Genomic DNA, 20024 nt, shown 5'->3' with positions numbered 1-20024 from the left:
GCGTCTTACTTGTCGACGACCAGATCGCTCAGCGGCTTGCTGCAGCACAGCAGCACCATGCCCTGATCGATTTCGCGCTGACGAATGCCGCCCGCGTGCTTCATCGCGACCTCGCCCGACACGAGCTTGACCTTGCAGGTACCGCACATGCCCTGCGTGCACGACGACGGCAGACGCACGCCGGCTTTTTTTGCCGCATCGAGCACATGCTGTCCGCTGGCGCACTCGATCTCGCGATTGCTTTTAGCGAAGCTGACCTTGAATCTGACGTCCGTCTCGACCGGTGCCGGCCCGGGCGCGAACCCGGCTGACTGCTCCCGCGCGTCGACAGAAGCGGACACCGTCTGCAACGCCTCGGCCACGTGCGCGTCCGTCGATTGCGTGAGCGCTTCACTGACTATTTCACTGACCGTTTCGAACGAGAAGCTTTCCTCGTGATAATGCACGCGGTCGAAGCCCCCCTCCTTCAGCAGATTGCGCACCGCCTGCATATACGGCGCCGGCCCGCAGGTGAAGATTTCCCGCTCCAGAAAATCCGGCGCGATCAGCTTGAGCAGCGGTAACGTCAGAAAACCGGTGACACCTGGCCAGTTCGTGCGCGCGCCCACCCGTTCGCAAACGAAAGCCGTGCGGAAATTCGCCTGATTCGATGCGATCAGATCGAGTTCGCGCGCGAAAATGATGTCGTCCGGCGTACGGGCGCTGTGCACGAACACAATATCGCTGTCTTCGCCGAGCTCGTGATGCGCGCGGCTCATCGACATCAAGGGTGTGATACCCGAGCCCGCCGAAAGATACAGATACTTGCGCGCCGGATGCCGCGCGCAGGTGAATTCGCCGGACGGCCCCAGCACGCGCACCTGCATGCCAACGTGCAGATTGTCGTGTAGCCAGTTCGACACCTTGCCGCCCGGCACCCGCTTCGTCGTGATCGAAATGGTGTGCGGGCGGGTAGGCGGCGACGAGATCGTATAGCAGCGGTTCACCGGCTCGCCATCGATCTCCAGTTCGAGCGTAATGAACTGCCCCGGTTCGAAAACGAACGCCCGCCCGGACGGCGCACGAAAGAAGAAGCTCTTTACATCATGCGTTTCCTGCCGGACCTGGCAGCACACCAGCGTGTCGTCGGTATCGCTGTCCCAGCGCGCCGGCAACGTCTCCCAGAACCGCGGCTGCGTGACGCGGCTCTGAGCCGCATCGGGATGGGGCTGAAATGCGGCCTGATCGCGCATCATTGTTTTCTCCGGCACCTGGTTGCGGCGTCACGCTCAGCGCTTGAATGACACGATTTTTTCATCGTCCGAAACCGGCATTTCGCCGGCATCCGTGGTGTGCGGCGCATTGCTGTAATCCGCCATGCGGCCGATGTACCACGCGCAGAATTTCTCGACGAGTCCTTCGGTGAACGGCGAGTACGGGCCCGGCTCATACGCGCTGCTGTTCGCGCCACGCTGCGAATACTCGACGAGCGTGCGGTCCTGGTCGTTGGTCGCGCGCCATACGGCTGTCAGGTTGTCCACGTCGTAATCGATGCCTTCGCGCGCGTCCTTGTGCACAAGCCATTTGGTGCGTACCAGTGTTTTTCCGGCCGACAGCGGAATCGCCGAGAAGCTGACGATATGGTCGCTCATGAAGTGATGCCACGAATTCGGCTGGGTCCAGAACGACAGCCCGCCGAGGTCGGCCTGCTCGAAACCGCCGAGCAGTTTCTTCGACGCCACGCGCGCATCCAGGGTTTGCGATTCGCCGTCGCGATCGAGCGGCAAACGTTGCGCGCGAAAGCCGCTGACAAGATCGTCGAGCCGGTCGATTTCCGCCGACGGCAGCTTCATCGCTTCCCATTGCGCGGTGCGGCGCGCCACGGTCGCTTCAAAAGCGGCCATGCCTTCTTCATTGGCAGGCGTGCGCTGATAACCGAACCCGTATTCGTACAGGGAAACAGTCAGCTCGGGATGGTTCGCGACGCAGTGATAGCACTCGCGATTGTTCTCCATCGTCAGCTTCCAGTTGCCTTCCTCGATGATGTCGATCGACGCCGCGATCTTGCAGTTCGCCAGTTCGTGCGGCAACAGATACGGCTCCATCGCGGCGCGCATCACCGCGAAATCCGCGGGCGGCGTGTCGGCGAGGCAGATGAAAATCAGCCCGGCGAGGTTCTCGACGTGCACCGTCTTCAGACTATGTTTGCAGCGGTCGAACTGATCGCCCATGTGTTCGGCGAACATCAGGTCGCCGGTCAGGCTGTAGGTCCAGCTGTGGTACGGGCACACGATATTGCCGAGCGAACCGCTGCCGGCATTGCACAGCCGCGCGCCGCGATGGCGGCACACGTTGTGGAACGCGCGCACCTGCATGTCGTCGTCGCGCACGATCAGGATCGAATCGTTGCCGATTTCGACCGTGACGTAATCGCCCGGCTCCGGTACGTCCGGTTCGACTGCGACCTGAATCCAGTGTTGCCGGAAGATCGCGTCGAGATCGAGCGCGAAAATGTCCTCGCTCGTATAGAACGGCGCTTCCAGCGTATGGCCTCTTTTGCGGCGTTCGATCATCGCGCGAACGTCTGCGGAAACTTTCATTGTGTGCTCCGTTGCGTGTCTCGTCTGGCGCCGCGCCAGGCCCTCCTGGTCGCATGCTGGCCGGAACCGGAAATCAGTAATCCACGAGTTGATGCTCGCGCAAATACGCGAGGATCACTTGTGCTTTTTCGACGGAACTCCCTTCAATTACGACGTTGCCGCCGCGGCTTTCCGTCGTGGTCGCCGAAAGCATGCGGGCGTGACCGGAGCGTTTTTCGGCGGCGGCGAGGCGCACGGGCCTGGCGGTGGCCGGGCGGATGGTCCAGGCGAGGTGGTCAGCATGGGTTACGGCCTGCACCGGAACCGCGCGGATCGTGCCTTCGCGCAGGCGTGCGTACGCGTACGTCGGCGCGGCGTTTGCCATCGGATGCACGGCGATCAGCGCTGGCAGATCCACTTCCACCCGCCGGCGCAAACCCTTCGGCATGAACTGGCGGATCTCGGCGCAATCGTCGCGAATCGTCAGATCGACGGCCGCGCCGACCAGAGGAATCGCCAGCGCATTCGCGACGCGATACGGCAGCATGCCGCTGTCGAACGCGCCTTCGGCACGAGTGCCGGTCAGCACCAGGTCGTAGCCCTTCAGGCGCGTGGCGAGCGGCGGCGCCGCATCGGTTTGCCATTGCGGTATCGACGACAGGTCAAGCACTTCGACGCTGCGCGCGCCCAGCGCGAGATATTCGCTTAACGCGGGATTCGACGGGTCGCCGGCATGCAGCACGTCGAGCGTCGCGGCGTGCTGTTTCGCGAGCGACAGCGCGAGGCTCAGCGCGGTTGCGTCGTTGCGGCTGTAGCGCGCCGTGCCGCTCACCGGATGGCGTCCCACTGAGACCAGTACCGCGATTTTCATACGAGCGATCCTTCTGCAACGGCGGCGGAATTCAACAGCGCGGCGCCCGTGCCGCTCGCGCTGCGCGCGGCAGCCGCTGCCTCCGTCAGTGCCGCGATGGTTTCGCGCGCGTCGGCGATCACGGTCAGGTCCGCGCGTCTGGCGATCGGTGCGCTGGCGTCGAGATTGACGGCAATCACGTGCCGGCAATCCTTGATGCCCTGCAGATGCTGCACCGCGCCGGAAATACCGAACGCGATATAGACGCTCGCCTCGACAGTCTTGCCGGTCGCGCCGATCTGCTTGTCGCGTGTGAACTTGCCGTCGTCCACGGCGACGCGGCTTGCGCCGATCGCGGCGCCCAGCGTGCTCGCCAGATGCTCGAACGCGACGACATCGCTCACGCCATTGCCCGCCGACACGATGAAATCCGCTTCTTCCAGCGCGAGTCCGGCAGCGTCGGTCTCCTCGATGCCGAGATCGCGCACCACGCCTCTGGACGACACGGGGGGCTCGCCGTCGAAGCGCCACACCACGCGTTCACCCGCACCGATAAACGGCAATTTCGGATCGACCGCGTTCGGCGCGAGCAGAACGACTTCGGGCAACCCGCGCGAGGCGAATGCACGTTGTGCCTGCACGTAAGTCGCGACATGCGTCGCGTCGATCTCGACGACATGCGTCGCGACGTTTGCATCGACGGCAGCCGCATAACGACGACCCAGATCGCCGTCGCCGGTTGCGTTGTCAGGCATGAAAACATGCGCTGGCGCATAGGCCGCAATGCACGCGGCCAGTGCGTTCAATTCGTCGACTGGCGCAAACCGGCGGCGGTCGAACATCGACAGCTCGATCAGCTTGTCGGCGCCGGACGCAGCCGCGTCGCCGGTAAACTCACCGAATATCAGCAACACAATTTCGGTTTGTGCGTCCGCGATCAGCGCCGCGGCGGCCAGCGTCTGGCGTGCGTGATCATCGAGCGCGCCACGGTCGGCATGCGCGGCGACCAGCATCGCGCGCTGCGGCGTGGCCGTGGTGCGACGCGGCTTCGGCAGCTCACGATGTGCGGAACCAGGCGCAAAAAATCCGGCCAGATCCGCGGCACCGGCAACGCCTGCCGTGATGCGTTTGAGCCCTTCCGCCGTGATCGTGAACGGCCGGCGCGGATCGATTCGCTTGAGATTGTTCATCGCGTTACTCTAGTGCCGCTGCAACCAGTTCGGCGACGTCGAGCACTTCCGGACGCGGGCCGACCACGCCTTCGAGCATCGCCGTGCAATTCGGGCAAGCCACCGCGACGATGTCGGCGCCGACCGCGCGCGCGTCGTCGATACGGATGTCGGGAATGCGTTTCTTGCCGGGAATATCGGTCAACGGGGCACCACCACCACCACCGCAGCAACGCCCACGCATACCGTTGCGCTCCATTTCCACCACCTCGATGCCGATGGATTTCAGCAGGCGTCGCGGCGCTTTCGTTTCACCGTTATAGCGACCCAGATAGCACGGATCGTGATACGTGATCCTGCGGTCCGCGAATGCGGCGACCGCGCGCACCGACAGCTTGCCGCTGGCAACCAGCTCCTCGATCAGCGCCGTGTGATGCTGCACTTCGTAGAAACCGCCAGGCGCGCGATATTCATTACGCAGACTGTGCAGCACATGCGGGTCGGCGGTCACGATCTTGCGGAACGCGTACCGCGACAGCGTGTCGATCAGCTTGTGTGCGAGCTGCTGGAACGTGGCTTCGTCGCCGAGCCGCCGCGCGGTGTCGCCGGTATCGGTTTCGACACCGCCGAGCACCGCATAGTCGATGCCCGCGCGGTTCAGCACCTTCACCAGCGCGCGCAGCGTGCGCTGATAACGCATGTCGAACGCGCCTTCACCGGCAATCAGCAGCACGTCCACCGGGCGCCCGGGCTGCGCGACCTGCACCTGCAGATCGACGGCCCAGTCGTAACGCGCGCCGATGTCGTAGCCGTTCGCGCTGCCGGTCTCGCGCAGGTTCGCGAGCGTGATGGGCCCTTTGCCCGGCACGTTGCCTTCGACCAGCGTCTGGTTGCGCCGCATATCCACGATCGCGTCGACGTGCTCGATCAACATCGGGCACTCCTGCACGCAGGCGCGGCAGGTCGTGCACGACCACAGCGTATCCGCTTCGATGAGGCTCGAAACCAGCAGCTTGCCCGGCGCGCCGCCGTGCTGGCCGAGCGGAATGCCGGGCGTCGGGCTGCCCGCGTATGCGGCGTCCGTGCCGCCCACCATTCCGGTGACGAGGTCCTGGATCAGCTTCTTCGGATTGAGCGGCTGACCGGCGGCGAACGCGGGACACGCGGCTTCACACTTGCCGCACTGTACGCACGCATCGAAGCTCAGCAACTGGTTCCAGCGAAACTCAACCGGCTTGCCGACACCGTATTCCTTTGCATCGAGCAGCGGCGCCTTCAGCGCGGTCGGCGGCACGACGTCGTTATCGTTGCACCCGGTAAAACGCTCCTGACGCGGATGAAACGCGAGATGCAGGAGCCCGGCGAGCGCATGCTTCATCGGGCCTCCGCGCGCGGCGCCGAAGGTCATCGTGAAAGCGCCCACGCCGATCAGCAACGCGACGATCACCGCGAGCGCACCCGACATCGCGGCCGCCGGCAGCGCGATAAAAAGCGCGAGACCCAGCGCGAACGACCCGAGCAGCAGCGGCAAATGATCCCACGGTCCGCGCGAGAGCCGTGCCGGCGCCGCCTTCGCGCCATGCCGCCGGCGCCAGACGAACACCGCGCCCACCAGCATCACGAGCGCCGCGAGCAAGATCAGCCTGTCGAGCCACGGCGAATAGATCGCGAGCCCGTAGTTGACGAACACCAGCGCCATCGCGAGGATCGCGCCGCCCGCGGTCGCCATGTGCGTCTTCGCGATGTACGGATCGCGTGCAACCACATGATGCAGGTCCACGAAATAGCGCTTTGGAATCGCAAGCAGATTCGCCCAGCCGTAGGCGCCCGCTGCCGTCGCACGGCCCGCGCGCCAGTAAGCGGCGCGTCTGGCCAGCGCGAACGCGAGACCGGCCACCGACAGCCACAGCAGGGCGGTGATGACAAACACGGGGCTCATCGTCAGAAATCCTTGCAAAGGCGCAGCGCGTCGTAGATCGCGCCGTGAATGTTGTGCATCGAAATGCAGTCGCCAACGCGAAACAGCAGAAAGCGGCCGTTACCGGTTTCCTCGCTCAGCGAAGGCTGGGGTTCGGAGGCGAACAGCTTGTGCACGTCCACCTGGCCGCGATTGACCGACTCCGGCTTGAGCGCCCAGTACAACGCGTCGTTCGGCGTGCTGCCGTTTTCGATCACGACCTGATCGACCGCGCGCTCTTCCTGCTCTTCGGTGTACTCGTTGCGGATCACGGCGATTTTCTTGCCGTTCTCTTCGTAGACCTTGTCGAGCCAGTAGTTCGGCGTGTGAATCACGCCTTGCGCATAGAGACGGCGATAGAAGATCGGGAACGTGGTGCCGCCCACGTCATCGGCCACTTTCACATCGGGCGTGACGATCTCGACGTTCGAGCCGCGGCTCGACATGAAGTCGGCGACGCCCGCGCCGGCATGCGTGCTCACGCCGTCATAGACCAGCACGTTCCTGCCCGGCTCGACCTTGCCCGACAGCACATCCCACGAACTGACCGCGAGTCCCGCGTCAACGCCCCATGCTGCGACTTGCGACGTGAACGACGAACCGCCCGTCGCCAGCACGACGATGTCCGGCTTCCCGGCCATGATGTCAGCCTGACTGGCGGCGACGCCAAGACGACGGTCGACGCCAAGGCGCCTGGTTTCCATATCGAACCAGCGCACGATGCCCGCCATCTGCTCGCGCTGCGGCGCTTTCGCGGCCAGCATGATCTGGCCGCCGACGTAGTCGTTCTTCTCGAACAGCACCACGTCATGACCGCGCGACTTCGCCACGCGCGCCGCCTCGAGTCCCGCCGGACCCGCGCCGACCACGACCACCTTGCGCTTCGGCCCGCGCGTCTTCGCGATCACGTGCGGCATGGTGGCTTCGCGCGAGGTCGCCGCGTTCTGCACGCACAGCACATCCAGCCCGTTGTACTGCCTGTCGATGCAGTAATTCGCGCCGACGCACTGCTTGATTTCGTCTTCGCGGCCATCGCGGATCTTGATGACCATATGCGGATCGGCGATCTGCGCGCGCGTCATGCCGACCAGATCGACCATGCCGCTGGCGAGCAGACGTTCAGCCTGGCCCGCGTCGCGGATGCTCTGCGCGTGCATCACCGGCACCTTCACGACCGCCTTGATGCCGGCCGCGAGATGCACGAACGGCTCGGGCGGCAGCGCCATCGGCGGCATGCAGTTCGCCAGCGTGTTGTGCGTGTCCGCGCCGGAACCGATCACGCCGAGATAATCGATCAGGCCGGTTTCCGACATCGCCTGGGCGATCTCTTTCAATTGCTCGTGATCGAGCCCGTCTTCGTGGAATTCGTCGCCGCACATGCGCAGGCCGACGCAGAAATCCGCGCCTGCCGCTTCGCGCACCGCGTTCAGCACTTCGGTGCCGAAACGCAGACGGTTTTCGAGCGATCCGCCCCATTCGTCGGTGCGAAAATTCGTGCGTGGGCTCCAGAACTGATCGATCAGATGCTGGTGCGCGGCCGAGATTTCGATGCCGTCCATCCCCGCATCCTTGACGCGCTTCGCGGCGGCCGCGAAGTCGTCGATGATGCGGCGAATCTCTTCCACTTCGATGATCTTCGCGTTACCGCGGTGCACGGGCTCGCGCACGCCGGACGGCGACATCAGATGCGGCCAGTGCTCGCCGTGAAAGGCCGAACGGCGGCCCATATGCGTGGCCTGGATCATGATCTTCGCGCCGTGCCGGTGCATCGCCTCGGCGAGGCGCGCGAGCGGATCGATGATCCTGTCGGTCGACAGATTCACCGACTTCCACCAGCCCTGCGGACTGTCGATCGACACCGGGCTCGAGCCGCCGCACACCGCGAGGCCGACGCCGCCCTTCGCCTTCTCCTCGTAGTAGCGGATATAACGGTCGCCGGGCAAGCCGCCGGGTTCCGCATACACCTCCGCGTGCGCGGTGCTGACGATGCGGTTGCGCAAGGTCAGCTGGTTCAGCGTGAGAGGCTTGAAAAGGTTCGGGTAACGCATCGCGATCGACCTCGGAATAAACAGGCTTGTTGCGCTAGTACGCGCGCGTTTTCGTCTGCGGTTACGACGTCAGCGGCGACACTTCGAAGACGCAGTGATCGTGGCCTTCGGCCGCGCATTGCACTTCTTTCGAATATGACGGTGGACCCTTGCGTGCCGGATCCGGCGCCGTATCGTTGACCCAGTCCAGCGCGCCCGCGAACCAGCCGGCGAACATGTAGCAAAGCTTGCCCTCCTTGCCCGGCTGCGCGAGCACGAACGACGAGTGATGCAGTTCGATGCGCGCATGCGAGCTGGACGGATCGGCTTCGGCGATCCTGAAGAGACCCCAGCCGCGTTGCGACAGACGCTTCAGGTAGTGCTCGAACACCGCCATGCCGGCGATGCCGTGCTGCTTCGCTTCCTTGTCGCACCAGAAATACGCGGACCTGTAACCCGCCGTATACAGGATCCCGGCATACGTGTCGCGGCCGAGCGCTTCTTCAACAGCGGTATGGTTGTTCGTGAAGAAATGGCGCGGCACGTACAGCATCGGCAGCGCGTCGGTGGTCCAGACGCCGGTGTCCGGATCGACATCGATCGGCAGTTGAGGTTGCATGTGGAGACTCCGTTGTTGTGTGGGCGGTTTTGTGAGCGGGTGGAAATCAGACCTTCCACACTTCGCCGAACACCCGCACCCAGTTTTCGCCCATGATTTTCCTGATGCGGGTCTCGCTCCATCCGGCGCGCTCCATCGCGGCGGTCAGGTTCGGAAACTCGCCGATCGTGCGGATGCCTTCCGGATTCACCACCTTGCCGAAGTTCGTCAGCTGGCGATAACGGCCTTTGTCATGCGTGATCCAGTCGAAGAATTCGGTGCTGTAGCCCTGCGTGAAGTCCGTGCCGATGCCCACCTGATCCTCGCCGATCAGGTTCACCACGTATTCGATCGCCTCGATATAGTCTTCGACGGTCGCATCGGGGCCGCGCTTCAGGAACGGCGCGAACATCGTCACGCCGACAAAGCCGCCTGCGTCCGCGATCTCTTTCAGCTGTTCGTCGCTCTTGTTGCGCGGATGCTCTTTCAGGCCCGACGGGCAGCAATGGGAGTAGCACACCGGTTTGTTCGAAACGGCAATCGCTTCGGATGAGGTCTTGCCGCCCACATGCGACAGATCGACCATGATGCCGACGCGGTTCATCTCCTGAATCACTTCGCGGCCATAGCCCGAGAGGCCGCCGTCGCGTTCATAACAGCCCGTGCCCACCAGGTTCTGCGTGTTGTAGCAAAGCTGGACCACGTTCACGCCGAGGTCCTTGAACGCCTCGATATAGCCGAGGTTGTCCTCGAATGCGTGCGCGTTCTGGAAGCCGAAGATGATGCCGGTCTTGTTCTCTTTCTTCGCGCGATGGATATCGTCCGTGGTGCGCACGAGCGTCAGGATCTCGCCGTATTCGCGGATTTGCTGCTTCATTTCCGCGATGTTGTCGACGGTCTTCTGGAAGCTTTCCCAGACGGACACCGTGCAGTTCACTGCCGTCACGCCGCCCTTGCGCATATCCTCGAACACCGAACGCTCGAACTTCGAAATGTTCAGACCGTCGATGATGATGCTGTTGTCGTGCAGAGTGCTCATCGTGTGCTCCGGGCGTGCTCAGTAGATGGGAAAGCGTTCGCATAGCGCGAAAATCTCGCGGCGCACGCGTTGTTCGGTGGCGGCATGGCCTTCAGGGTGGTCGCGCAGCGCATCGAGCACTTCGACGATCAGGCGGCCCACGTCACGGAATTCAGCGACGCCGAAGCCGCGCGTCGTGCCAGCCGGCGTGCCGAGGCGAATGCCGGAGGTCACCGTCGGCTTCTCGGTATCGAAAGGAATGCCGTTCTTGTTGCAGGTGATGCCGGCGCGCTCCAGCGCCTGCTCGACCTGGTTGCCCTTGAGCCCCTTGGGCCGCAGGTCGACCAGCAGCAGGTGGTTGTCGGTGCCGCCCGTCACCAGATCGACGCCGCCCGCCTTCAGTACAGCGCCCAGCGCCTGCGCATTGGCGAGCACGTTGTCGATGTAGGTCGTGAAATCCGGTTGCAGCGCTTCGCCGAACGCGACCGCCTTGCCGGCGATCACATGCATCAGCGGGCCGCCCTGCAAGCCCGGAAACACCGCGGAATTGATCTTCTTCGCGATCTCTTCGTCATTCGTCAGCACAAAGCCGCCGCGCGGACCGCGCAAGGTCTTGTGCGTCGTCGACGTGACGACATGCGCATGCTCGACCGGATTCGGGTGACGGCCCGCCGCGATGATGCCCGCGATGTGCGCCATGTCCACCATCAGCTTCGCGCCGACGCTGTCGGCGATCGCACGCAGCCGCGCGAAATCGAGCGCACGCGGATAGGCCGAGAAGCCGGCGATCAGCAGCGCAGGTTGATGTTGCTGTGCGAGCGCCTCGATCTGCGCGTAATCGATCAGCATCGTCTCGCGGTTCACGCCGTACTGCACCGCGTTGAACCACTTGCCCGAGAGCGCCGGCTTTGCGCCGTGCGTGAGGTGGCCGCCCGCGTCGAGCGACATGCCGAGCACCGTGTCGCCCGGCTTCGCCAGCGCGAGCATTACGGCGCCGTTTGCCTGCGCGCCCGAATGCGGCTGCACGTTGGCGAATTTCGCGTTGAACAGTTGCCTGACCCGGTCGATCGCGAGCGATTCGATCACGTCGACGTATTCGCAACCGCCGTAGTAACGCTTGCCCGGATACCCTTCCGCATACTTGTTGGTCAGCACCGAGCCCTGCGCTTCGAGCACCGCCCGCGACACGATGTTTTCCGACGCGATCAGCTCGACTTGCGACTGCTGGCGCTCGAGCTCTTTCAAAATGGCGCCGCGTACCGTCGCATCGCGCGTCGGCAGCGATTCTTCAAAGAAGGGATTCGGGTTCGACATGGAAGGTCCGTGAGTTCAGGAAACAAGCCGTTGACGCGTGCCGGAAGACGCCTTGAAACGCTGCCGCAACCCGTCTGCATGGCTTCTATTCTTGACGTTCGGCTCGCGCGCCAATTTATGAATTCAGACGCGTTCTTTACCTTTTCCGCCATGCACGACCTTTTTCGACAAGTCGCTATCGGCGTCTCCGCAGCCGGTTTTCGAACGGCCGGGCCGATGTTGCACCGCAACTGACCGTCACGCGCGGTTCAGGTGCGCACCGGTGCGGCGGCAGCGCCGTCGTGGTGCTGCCTGCCCGACGTCACGGGCACGTTTCCACGCGAAAACAAGGGTTTAGCCTGATGGCACGGCAGTTGCCCTGGTCCTCAGAATCACAGGAGTCGCCACTTCCCCACGGCGACGCGACATTACAGATTCGAAGGAATCATTCCCCCCATGTCCACCGATCGCACGGCGTCGCTGTCGCATTTCGCATTCATGCCGGTGCCCAACTTCACGATGATCGCGTTCACCAACGCCATCGAAGTCCTGCGCATGGCGAACTATCTGACGGGGCAAACGCTTTATCGCTGGTCGATCGTGAGCCCCGAAGGCGGGCCGGTGATGGCGAGTAACGGGCTGTCGGTCGACACCGGGCCGGTCGAATGCGTCGGCCAGCCGGATATCGTGTTCGTGGTCGGCGGCATCGACGTGCAGCGCGCCACCACGCCCGCACACCTCTTTGCGTTGCGCCGCTTTGCCCGCATGGGCTGCGTGCTCGGCAGCCTGTGCACGGGCACGTATGCACTGGCGCGCGCCGGTTTGCTGGGCGGCTACGCGTGCGCGATTCACTGGGAGAACATGTCGGCGCTCAAGGAAGAGTTTCCCGACACGCGCTTTCTGAAAGAACTGTTCGTGATCGACCGCGATCGCGTCACCTGCACCGGCGGCGTCGCGCCGCTCGACATGATGCTGAACCTGATCGCGCCGCGCGTGGGCACCGCGCGGGTCACGCAGATCGCCGAGCAGTTCATCGTCGAACATGTGCGCGATACCAGCGCGCAGCAGAAGATGCCGCTGGTCGCGCGGCTCGGCTCGGCCAACAAGTCGCTCTTCGAAGTGATCGCGCTGATGGAGAACAACATCGAAGAGCCGCTGTCGCGCGAAGAACTCGCACGGCTCGCGGGCATGTCGCAACGGCAGTTGCAGCGCCTGTTCCGCGAGCATCTCGGGATGACGCCCACACATTACTATCTGACGCTGCGCCTGCGGCGCGCGCGTGAGTTGCTGTTGCAGACCGACATGTCGATCATGCACATCACGATGGCCTGCGGCTTCCAGTCGGCGTGCCACTTCTCGAAGAGCTATCGCGACGCCTTCGGCACCGCGCCGACGAGCGAGCGGCGCAAGCAGGCGCCATCGCTCGCCGCCGCGCCGGCGATGCTGGCCTGACACTGCTACGCGGAACGCGGGCCTGTCCAGCCTGAAAAAACGACGCGCGCGTTAAACGGTTTTCCGTTCAACGCGTGCGTGGTTTATCGAGTCGAGCAGGTTCGAATGAAAGCCAGAACCCGGCCAGAAGCAAAGCGCCTCTGCGTCAGGCCGCTTTCAGCAAACCGTGCGGATCGAGGACAAACTTCTTCGGTGCGCCTCCGTCGAACTGACGGTAGCCTTCCGGCGCGTCATCCAGCGACACGACCGTCACGTTCACGATGTCCGCGATCGGCAGACGGTCCCACAGGATCGCCTGCATCAGGTTATGGTTGTACTTCATCACCGGCGTCTGCCCCGTATGGAACGAGTGCGACTTGGCCCAGCCGAGTCCGAGGCGAATGCTGAGGCTGCCCTTGCGCGCGGCGGCATCGGCAGAACCCGGATCGTCCGTCACATAGAGCCCCGGAATGCCGATCGCGCCCGCGGCCCGGGTGATTTCCATCAGCGAATTGAGCACCGTGGCGGGCGCCTCTTCATGCTGGCCGCTGCTGCCGTGGCCGTGCGCCTCGAAGCCGACGCAGTCCACCGCGCAATCCACTTCGGGCCTGCCGAGAATCTGCTCGATCTGCTCGCCGAGCGTGGCGTCTCTCGACAGGTCGATGGTCTGGAAACCCATCTTGCGCGCATGCGCGAGCCGCGCTTCGTTCATGTCGCCGACGATCGTGCAGGCCGCGCCCAGCAGGCGCGCCGAAGCCGCCGCCGCCATCCCGACGGGGCCGGCGCCGGCAATGTAGACGGTCGCGCCGGGCTTCACGCCGGCCATCACCGCGCCGTGATAGCCGGTCGGCAGAATGTCGGACAGGCAGGTCAGATCGCGGATCTTCGACATCGCCTGCGCGCGGTCGGGGAATTTGAGCAGATTGAAGTCGGCGTACGGCACCATCACGTACTCGGCCTGGCCGCCGATCCAGCCGCCCATGTCCACGTAGCCATAAGCGCCGCCCGCGCGCGACGGATTCACGTTCAGGCATACACCGGTATGCTGGGCCTTGCAGGTCGGGCAACGACCGCACGCGACGTTGAACGGCACGGAGACGAGATCGCCGATTTTCAGGGTTTCCACGTCGCGGCCGGTTTCGATCACCTCACCGGTGATCTCGTGACCCAGCACGAGGCCGACTTCAGCCGTGGTGCGGCCGCGCACCATGTGCTGGTCGGAGCCGCAGATATTCGTGCTCACCACTTTCAGGATCACGCCGTGGCCGATTGCACGGCCACGCGGATCGACCATCTTCGGATAGTCGATCGACTGCACTTCCACCTTGCCCTGCCCGAGATACACGACGCCGCGATTGCTGCTCATTTGCCTGTCTCCATGTCTTGTGAGCGGCGCGCCGGTTCGAAGTCACGCGCCGTCTAACGAGCGTAACGCCCTCGCAAACAAAGGACATGACCCGAACGCGACACCCGTTTGGCCGGAACCGACATGCGCGGTGCAATCGCCCAGGCGCGCAGAGCCAAAAGCGGGCGCTACGGCCGCAGCCGTGCGCGCGCGGCGCCGGCAATGCGCGCGAGCGCCTGCGCGCTCAGCCGTGCGGCGATCTTGCGCACGTAGTCGTGATGTCGCGGCTGCAGTTCGGCGCCGAGTTGTTGCGCGAGCAGATAACGGATCAGCGCGATCCGCCGGTGCCGCAACACGATGCTCTGATCGAGCAACGCGAGCGCGGCGTGTGCATCGCCCTGATGGCACGCGCGCTCGGTGAGGCGCGCGGTGGCCAGACGTGTCGACGTCATGTCGGTCACAGACAGGAAAAGTGCGAAGCGAGCGATGCGGCGCGGCACCGCTCGCGGCGCATCACGACATCAGCGGGTCGGCCGCGTCGAGCATGATCTTCACGAAATAGTCCGCGAAGCTGCGGCGCACAACGATGTCGAAGCTATCCGGCCCGGTGGGCAACAGCGTGATCGACGCCTTGAAATAGTGGCTTTGCGCGCACTGTCCGACGGCGAACAACTGCGGATGCAGATCGAGCGGGCAGCCGCGCGCCAGCACGTCACGCGTACGCGTGCCGCTGATGTCGAGCACGGTATAGCCGCTGCCGATATCCGCCACCGACGCGAACAGGCCCGCAAACGCGGCGCCGAGTTTCGCCAGCAGCGGCGCGCTACGCGTGGCGTCGTGCGCCGTGGCCGAGCGTACCAGCCACTCGTCGGGGCCCAGCCACAGCACGTCGTAACCGTTGCCTTGCGCCGTCGTGTTGGGTTTTTCCGGCGGCCGGCAGCCGAGCACGCTTTCCACTGCGCGCATGAACGCGGCGTCGCGGGTATCGCCCCGCACGTTCACCAGTTCCAGAAACGGCCGCTCGCTCAGGCGAAACGCGGACGATGCCGTTGCCTGATGCTTCTTCAGCAACGCGTCCACGCCGACCAGCGGAGACTCCTGCCACACACCGGTTTGCCTGCCGACAGCGCGATCGACCATCGACGGTCTCCCTGTTGTTTCATTCCACATGTTGACGTGCTCCTTCGCTATCGTAGAACACCGAACTGGTGATGCTGGCCGCGATCTGCCTGCCGTTCGCAAGCGGAATCGTGACGGTTTCGCCGATCCTGTCGAGTCCGCCCTTCACTACCGCCATCGCAATCGAGCGCTTCAGGATCGGGCTGTAATAGCTCGACGTGACATGACCGAGCATCGGCGCGGTGTCGCCCTGGAAGGGACCGGCGACGATCTGCGAGCCTTCGGGGATCACGAACGACGGATCGTCCGGCAGCAGCCCGACCAGTTGCTTGCGCCCGGCCTTCGCGGTGTCGCTTCGTGTGAGCGAGCGCTTGCCGAGAAAGTCTTTCGACTTCGCGACAAGTCCGCCCATGCCGACATCGTACGGCGTCATCGAGCCATCCGTATCCTGACCGACGATGATGTAGCCCTTCTCGGCGCGCAGCACGTGCATGGTTTCGGTGCCGTACGGGGTGATGTCGAACTCCGCGCCGGCGGCCATCAGCGCTTCCCACACCGCGCGTCCGACGTTGGCCGGCACGTTCACCTCATAGGCGAGTTCGCCCGAGAAGCTGATCCGCATCACGCGCGAGGCCGCACCGGCCACCGTGCCTTCGCGATAGCTCATGAACGGGAACGCGGCGTTCGCGAAGTCGATGTCGTGGCAGACCTTTTGCAACACCTTGCGGCTGTTCGGACCGACCACCGCGAACGTCGCCCAGTGATCCGTGACGGATGCGAGACGCACGCGCAGGTCCGGCCATTCGGTTTGCAGCCAGCGTTCGAGCCAGGTGAGCACGCGCGCCGCGCCGCCGGTGGTGGTCGTCATCATGTAATGCTGGTCGGCGAGGCGCACCGTGACGCCGTCGTCGAAGATCATGCCGTTTTCGTCGAGCATCAGACCGTAGCGGCACTTGCCGACCTCGAGCTTGCTCCACGGATTCGTATAGACCCAGTTCAGCAGCTTCGCCGAATCGGGGCCCTGAATGTCGATCTTGCCGAGCGTGGACGCATCGAGCATGCCGACGCTCGTGCGTACCGCGAGCGATTCGCGCGCGACCGCCGCGTGCATATCCTCGTCCGGCTTCGGGTAGTACCACGGACGCTTCCAGTTGCCGACATCCTCGAACGCCGCGCCGTTTTCGACGTGCCATTCGTGCACCGCCGTCTTGCGCACCGGATCGAGAAACTCGCCGAGCTCGCGGCCGGCGAACGTGCCGAACGTGACCGGTGTGTAGTTCGGGCGGAAGGTGGTCGTGCCGGTTTCCGGAATCGTCTTGCCGAGCGCCTGCGCGAGGATCGCCATGCCGTTGATGTTGCCGAGCTTGCCCTGATCGGTGCCGAAGCCCATTGCCGTGTAGCGCTTCACGTGCTCGACCGATTCGAAGCCTTCGCGCGCGGCGAGAAAAATATCCGCCGCCGACACGTCGTTCTGGAAGTCGACGAACTGCTTCGGGCCTCGCGCGGCGAGCTCGCGGCCGCCGACGAGCCACAGCGGCTGCATCTTCGCCTCGACCGTGTCGGCGACCCGCACCGGATGCGGCCGCGCGACGATATGTCCGGCAGCGCGCGCCGCCTCGACGCCGGCATCGACGGCAAGGCGAATGCCCTGGCCGAGCGCGAAGTCGCCCGCGCACGCACCGACGCTGGTTTCCGCCTGCATCGCCTTGCCTGGCACGAAACAGGCCTTGTCGTCATGCCAGTGCGCCTTGCCGCCCGACTGCGCGAACAGGTGCAGCACCGGGCTCCAGCCGCCGGACATCGCGAGCAGATCGCACGGGAGATCGCCCTGCTTCGCACCGGGCTGTCCATTCGGATACGACGCCAGCTCGACCGACGCCACGCGCAGCTTGCCGTGCGCCGCCGTGACGACCACGCCGTTCATGATCTTGACGCCATGGCGCCGCGCCAGCGCCGGCAGCGTGCCCTTCGACTCCGCCGCGCGCGGATCGACCACCGTCACCTGGGCGCCGGCCGTCTTGAGGTCCAGCGCACATTGATAGCCGTCGTCGTTGTTCGTGAACACGACCGCATTGCGGCCCGGCAGCACCGCATAGCGATGCAGATACGTCGACACCGCCGAAGCCAGCATCACGCCCGGCAGATCGTTGTTGCCGAACACGATCGGCCGTTCGTGCGCACCGGTGGCGAGAATCACGCGTTTCGCGCGGATCTTCCACATCAGCTCGCGCGTGCCCTTGCGTTGCGACACCGGCAGATGCTCGGTGAGCCGCTGCGTCACGGTCACGAGGTTGTGGTCCTGATAGCCGAATGCCGTGCTGCGGCACAAGATCTTCACCTCCGGCATCTGCCGCAACGCGTCCTCGATCTTGTGCACCCATTGCAGCGCCGGCTTGCCGTCGATCTCCGCGCGGCACGACAGCAGCGAGCCGCCGGGTTCTGGCTGATCGTCGACCAGCGTCACGCGCGCGCCCGAAAGTGCCGCCGCATGCGCGGCCGCCAGGCCGGTCGGGCCGGCGCCGATCACCAGCACGTCGCAATGCGCGAAGCACTTGTCGTAGCGATCCGCGTCCTTCTCGCGAGGCGCAGTGCCGAGCCCGGCCGCGTCGCGAATCGCTTCCTCATACCTGGGCCAGAATCTGCGCGGCCACATGAACGTCTTGTAGTAGAAGCCCGCCGGGATGAACCGTGCGAACTTCTGGGTGACCGCCATGTGGTCTTTCTCGATGCTCGGCTTCGCGTTCACGCTGGTCGCGACGAGCCCCTGATACAGCTCGACTTCGGTGGCACGCGCGTTCGGCACTGTGTAAGCACCGGTTTCGAGTTGTACGATTGCGTTCGGCTCTTCGACGCCCGCCGTGACGATGCCGCGCGGCCGGTGATATTTCCAGCTACGCGCGACGAAGTGCACGCCGTTCGCGAGCAGCGCGGAAGCCAGCGTGTCGCCCTGAAAACCCTGATACGTGCGGCCGTTGAACGTGAAGTTCAGCACGATCGCGCGGTTGATGCGCCCGCCGGCGGGCAGTCGGTCTTTCTGGCTCATGCTGTCTTGCCCTCGTTGCCATCCATCGTGAGCAGCGGACGCTCGAACGTCTCGTAGCCCTGAATCTCGTAGCTCACCGTGTCGCGCTGCGCCTTGAACCAGCGGCGGCATCCCTGCGCGTGCAGCCATTGCTCGCGGTGCACGCCGCGCGGGTTCCTGCGCATGAAAAGGTAGTCGCCCCATTCCTCGTCGGTGAGCTTTTCGGTGTCGAGCGGACGCGCGATATCCGCTTCGCCGCCGCAGGAAAATTCGGTTTCGGCGCGTGGTCCGCACCACGGGCATTCGATCAGCAGCATTTATGTTCTCCTTTGTTCCCTATACCCGCAGCGCGTGAATATCAGTGAGCGACGGCGGCGGCGCCGTGCTCGTCGATCAGGTGGCCGGTGTAAAAACGATCCAGCGAGAACGGCGCGTTCAGCGGATGCGGTTCATCTTTTGCGATCGTGTGCGCGTAGGCCCAGCCCGAACCCGGTGTCGCCTTGAAGCCGCCTGTGCCCCAGCCGCAATTGAAATAGAGCCCCTTCACGTCGGTCTTGCCGATGATCGGGCACGCATCCGGCGACACGTCGACGATGCCGCCCCACTGCCGGTTCATCCGCACGCGCGAGAACACCGGGAACATCTCGACGATCGCCTCCAGCGTGCCCTCGATGATCTGAAAACTGCCGCGCTGCCCGAAGCCGGTGTATTGATCGACGCCCGCGCCGATCACCAGATCGCCCTTGTCGGACTGGCTGATATACGCGTGCACGGCATTCGACATCACCACCGTGTTGACGACCGGCTTGATCGGCTCGGACACCAGCGCCTGCAACGGATGGCTTTCAAGCGGCAACCGCACGCCGGCCATATCGGCGAGCGTCGATGTGTTGCCCGCCGCGACGATCGCGACCTTCTTCGCCCTGATGAAACCCTTGACGGTGTCCACGCCGGTCACCTGGCTGCCGTCGCGGCGAATGCCCGTGACCTGGCAGTTCTGCACGATATCGACGCCGGCCTGATCCGCGCCGCGCGCGAAGCCCCATGCCACCGCATCGTGCCGTGCCACACCGCCGCGCCGCTGGATCGACGCGCCGAGCACCGGATAGCGGCTGTTCAGGTTGATGGTCGGCTCGATTTCCTTGATCTGCGCGGGCGTGAGAAATTCGGCATCGACGCCGTTCAGCCGGTTCGCGTTCACGCGCCGTTCGGTGTCGCGCACGTCCTGCAACGTGTGCGCGAGATTCATCACGCCGCGCTGGCTGAACATCACGTTGTAGTTGAGATCCTGCGACAGACCTTCCCACAGCTTCATCGCCTTCTCGTACAACGCGGCCGATTCGTCCCACAAATAATTCGAACGCACGATGGTCGTATTGCGCGCGGTGTTGCCGCCGCCGATCCACCCTTTCTCCAGCACGGCGATATTGCGCACGCCGTGCTCTTTCGCGAGGTAATACGCGGTGGCGAGACCATGTCCGCCGCCGCCGACGATCACGACATCGTATTCACGTTTCGGCTCGGGGCTCTTCCACTGTCGCTCCCAGTTCTCGTGATACGACATCCCGTTGCGCAACAGGCTGAATATCGAATAGCGGCTCATCGTCGTTCCTTGTCTGTACTCTTTGCTTCGTCGG

At 64.3% G+C, this 20024-nt stretch carries 16 protein-coding genes; 1 reads left to right on the top strand and 15 read right to left on the bottom strand.

All coding sequences use genetic code 11. From position 1 onward, the window contains the following. Nucleotides 1–5: 5 nt before the first annotated feature. The 9 genes from LPA34_RS18925 to LPA34_RS18885 form a co-directional block, all read right to left on the bottom strand. Entirely contained in the window at nt 6–1235 is a 1230-nt protein-coding gene (locus LPA34_RS18925) for an FAD-binding oxidoreductase (RefSeq protein WP_228981041.1), read from the bottom strand. 33 nt (nt 1236–1268) lie between these two features. Next, nucleotides 1269–2579 (bottom strand): aromatic ring-hydroxylating oxygenase subunit alpha, encoded by a 1311-nt coding sequence (locus LPA34_RS18920; RefSeq protein ID WP_228981040.1) that lies wholly within the window; start codon nt 2577–2579, stop codon nt 1269–1271. Between the two features lie 73 nt (nt 2580–2652). After that, entirely contained in the window at nt 2653–3429 is a 777-nt protein-coding gene (locus LPA34_RS18915) for an electron transfer flavoprotein subunit beta/FixA family protein (RefSeq protein ID WP_228981039.1), read from the bottom strand. After that, nucleotides 3426–4598, bottom strand: coding sequence for an electron transfer flavoprotein subunit alpha/FixB family protein (locus LPA34_RS18910; protein ID WP_228981037.1), 1173 nt, complete (start codon nt 4596–4598; stop codon nt 3426–3428). Before LPA34_RS18910 ends, LPA34_RS18915 begins: the two co-directional genes overlap by 4 nt. A 4-nt stretch (nt 4599–4602) precedes the next feature. After that, complete coding sequence (locus tag LPA34_RS18905; RefSeq protein ID WP_228981035.1) at nt 4603–6516, bottom strand: (Fe-S)-binding protein; 1914 nt, start codon at nt 6514–6516, stop codon at nt 4603–4605. Between the two features lie 2 nt (nt 6517–6518). Then, nucleotides 6519–8582, bottom strand: a complete 2064-nt coding sequence (locus tag LPA34_RS18900; protein ID WP_228981032.1) for an NADH:flavin oxidoreductase — start codon at nt 8580–8582, stop codon at nt 6519–6521. 61 nt (nt 8583–8643) lie between these two features. Further along, nucleotides 8644–9180, bottom strand: a complete 537-nt coding sequence (locus tag LPA34_RS18895; protein WP_228981029.1) for a DUF5943 domain-containing protein — start codon at nt 9178–9180, stop codon at nt 8644–8646. Nucleotides 9181–9226: 46 nt separating this feature from the next. Beyond that, nucleotides 9227–10198 carry a dipeptidase gene (locus tag LPA34_RS18890; RefSeq protein WP_228981027.1) on the bottom strand — a complete coding sequence of 324 codons (972 nt, stop codon included), beginning with the start codon at nt 10196–10198 and terminating at the stop codon, nt 9227–9229. Between the two features lie 18 nt (nt 10199–10216). After that, nucleotides 10217–11491: a serine hydroxymethyltransferase gene (locus LPA34_RS18885; protein WP_228981025.1), complete on the bottom strand. Its 1275-nt coding sequence runs from the start codon at nt 11489–11491 to the stop codon at nt 10217–10219. 435 nt (nt 11492–11926) lie between these two features. Here LPA34_RS18885 and LPA34_RS18880 point away from each other — a divergent pair, with 435 nt between their 5' ends. Further along, complete coding sequence (locus LPA34_RS18880) at nt 11927–12922, top strand: GlxA family transcriptional regulator (protein ID WP_228981024.1); 996 nt, start codon at nt 11927–11929, stop codon at nt 12920–12922. Nucleotides 12923–13067: 145 nt separating this feature from the next. Here the strand turns inward: LPA34_RS18880 and fdhA are convergent, their stop codons facing one another. The 6 genes from fdhA to LPA34_RS18850 form a co-directional block, all read right to left on the bottom strand. After that, complete coding sequence (fdhA, locus tag LPA34_RS18875) at nt 13068–14267, bottom strand: formaldehyde dehydrogenase, glutathione-independent (RefSeq protein WP_228981022.1); 1200 nt, start codon at nt 14265–14267, stop codon at nt 13068–13070. A 167-nt stretch (nt 14268–14434) separates the two neighbouring features. Next, nucleotides 14435–14698: a hypothetical protein gene (locus tag LPA34_RS18870; protein ID WP_228981021.1), complete on the bottom strand. Its 264-nt coding sequence runs from the start codon at nt 14696–14698 to the stop codon at nt 14435–14437. Between the two features lie 61 nt (nt 14699–14759). Next, complete coding sequence (locus tag LPA34_RS18865; RefSeq protein ID WP_228981018.1) at nt 14760–15416, bottom strand: sarcosine oxidase subunit gamma; 657 nt, start codon at nt 15414–15416, stop codon at nt 14760–14762. Then, nucleotides 15406–18408 (bottom strand): sarcosine oxidase subunit alpha family protein, encoded by a 3003-nt coding sequence (locus LPA34_RS18860; RefSeq protein ID WP_228981016.1) that lies wholly within the window; start codon nt 18406–18408, stop codon nt 15406–15408. Before LPA34_RS18860 ends, LPA34_RS18865 begins: the two co-directional genes overlap by 11 nt. Further along, a complete protein-coding gene (locus LPA34_RS18855; RefSeq protein WP_228981015.1) occupies nt 18405–18704 on the bottom strand; it encodes a sarcosine oxidase subunit delta in 300 nt (99 codons plus the stop codon). Before LPA34_RS18855 ends, LPA34_RS18860 begins: the two co-directional genes overlap by 4 nt. A gap of 41 nt (nt 18705–18745) precedes the next feature. After that, complete coding sequence (locus LPA34_RS18850) at nt 18746–19990, bottom strand: sarcosine oxidase subunit beta family protein (protein WP_228981014.1); 1245 nt, start codon at nt 19988–19990, stop codon at nt 18746–18748. Nucleotides 19991–20024: the final 34 nt, after the last annotated feature.

The organism is Paraburkholderia gardini (assembly GCF_907164575.1).
Taxonomy (GTDB): Bacteria; Pseudomonadota; Gammaproteobacteria; order Burkholderiales; family Burkholderiaceae; genus Paraburkholderia; species Paraburkholderia gardini.
The sequence above is the reverse complement of the archived record's forward strand: the minus strand, read 5'-3'. Positions and strand labels throughout refer to the sequence as shown.

Excerpts from the sequence above, each read along its gene's own strand:
- LPA34_RS18865 (WP_228981018.1), bottom strand. The coding sequence starts at position 15,416 with ATGTGGAATGAAACAACAGGGAGACCGTCGATGGTCGATCGCGCTGTC.
- LPA34_RS18915 (WP_228981039.1), bottom strand. The coding sequence starts at position 3,429 with ATGAAAATCGCGGTACTGGTCTCAGTGGGACGCCATCCGGTGAGCGGC.
- LPA34_RS18870 (WP_228981021.1), bottom strand. The coding sequence starts at position 14,698 with ATGACGTCGACACGTCTGGCCACCGCGCGCCTCACCGAGCGCGCGTGC.
- LPA34_RS18920 (WP_228981040.1), bottom strand. The coding sequence starts at position 2,579 with ATGAAAGTTTCCGCAGACGTTCGCGCGATGATCGAACGCCGCAAAAGA.
- LPA34_RS18890 (WP_228981027.1), bottom strand. The coding sequence starts at position 10,198 with ATGAGCACTCTGCACGACAACAGCATCATCATCGACGGTCTGAACATT.
- LPA34_RS18855 (WP_228981015.1), bottom strand. The coding sequence starts at position 18,704 with ATGCTGCTGATCGAATGCCCGTGGTGCGGACCACGCGCCGAAACCGAA.
- LPA34_RS18895 (WP_228981029.1), bottom strand. The coding sequence starts at position 9,180 with ATGCAACCTCAACTGCCGATCGATGTCGATCCGGACACCGGCGTCTGG.
- LPA34_RS18850 (WP_228981014.1), bottom strand. The coding sequence starts at position 19,990 with ATGAGCCGCTATTCGATATTCAGCCTGTTGCGCAACGGGATGTCGTAT.
- LPA34_RS18905 (WP_228981035.1), bottom strand. The coding sequence starts at position 6,516 with ATGAGCCCCGTGTTTGTCATCACCGCCCTGCTGTGGCTGTCGGTGGCC.
- LPA34_RS18925 (WP_228981041.1), bottom strand. The coding sequence starts at position 1,235 with ATGATGCGCGATCAGGCCGCATTTCAGCCCCATCCCGATGCGGCTCAG.
- LPA34_RS18900 (WP_228981032.1), bottom strand. The coding sequence starts at position 8,582 with ATGCGTTACCCGAACCTTTTCAAGCCTCTCACGCTGAACCAGCTGACC.
- LPA34_RS18910 (WP_228981037.1), bottom strand. The coding sequence starts at position 4,598 with ATGAACAATCTCAAGCGAATCGATCCGCGCCGGCCGTTCACGATCACG.
- LPA34_RS18880 (WP_228981024.1), top strand. The coding sequence starts at position 11,927 with ATGTCCACCGATCGCACGGCGTCGCTGTCGCATTTCGCATTCATGCCG.
- fdhA (WP_228981022.1), bottom strand. The coding sequence starts at position 14,267 with ATGAGCAGCAATCGCGGCGTCGTGTATCTCGGGCAGGGCAAGGTGGAA.
- LPA34_RS18885 (WP_228981025.1), bottom strand. The coding sequence starts at position 11,491 with ATGTCGAACCCGAATCCCTTCTTTGAAGAATCGCTGCCGACGCGCGAT.
- LPA34_RS18860 (WP_228981016.1), bottom strand. The coding sequence starts at position 18,408 with ATGAGCCAGAAAGACCGACTGCCCGCCGGCGGGCGCATCAACCGCGCG.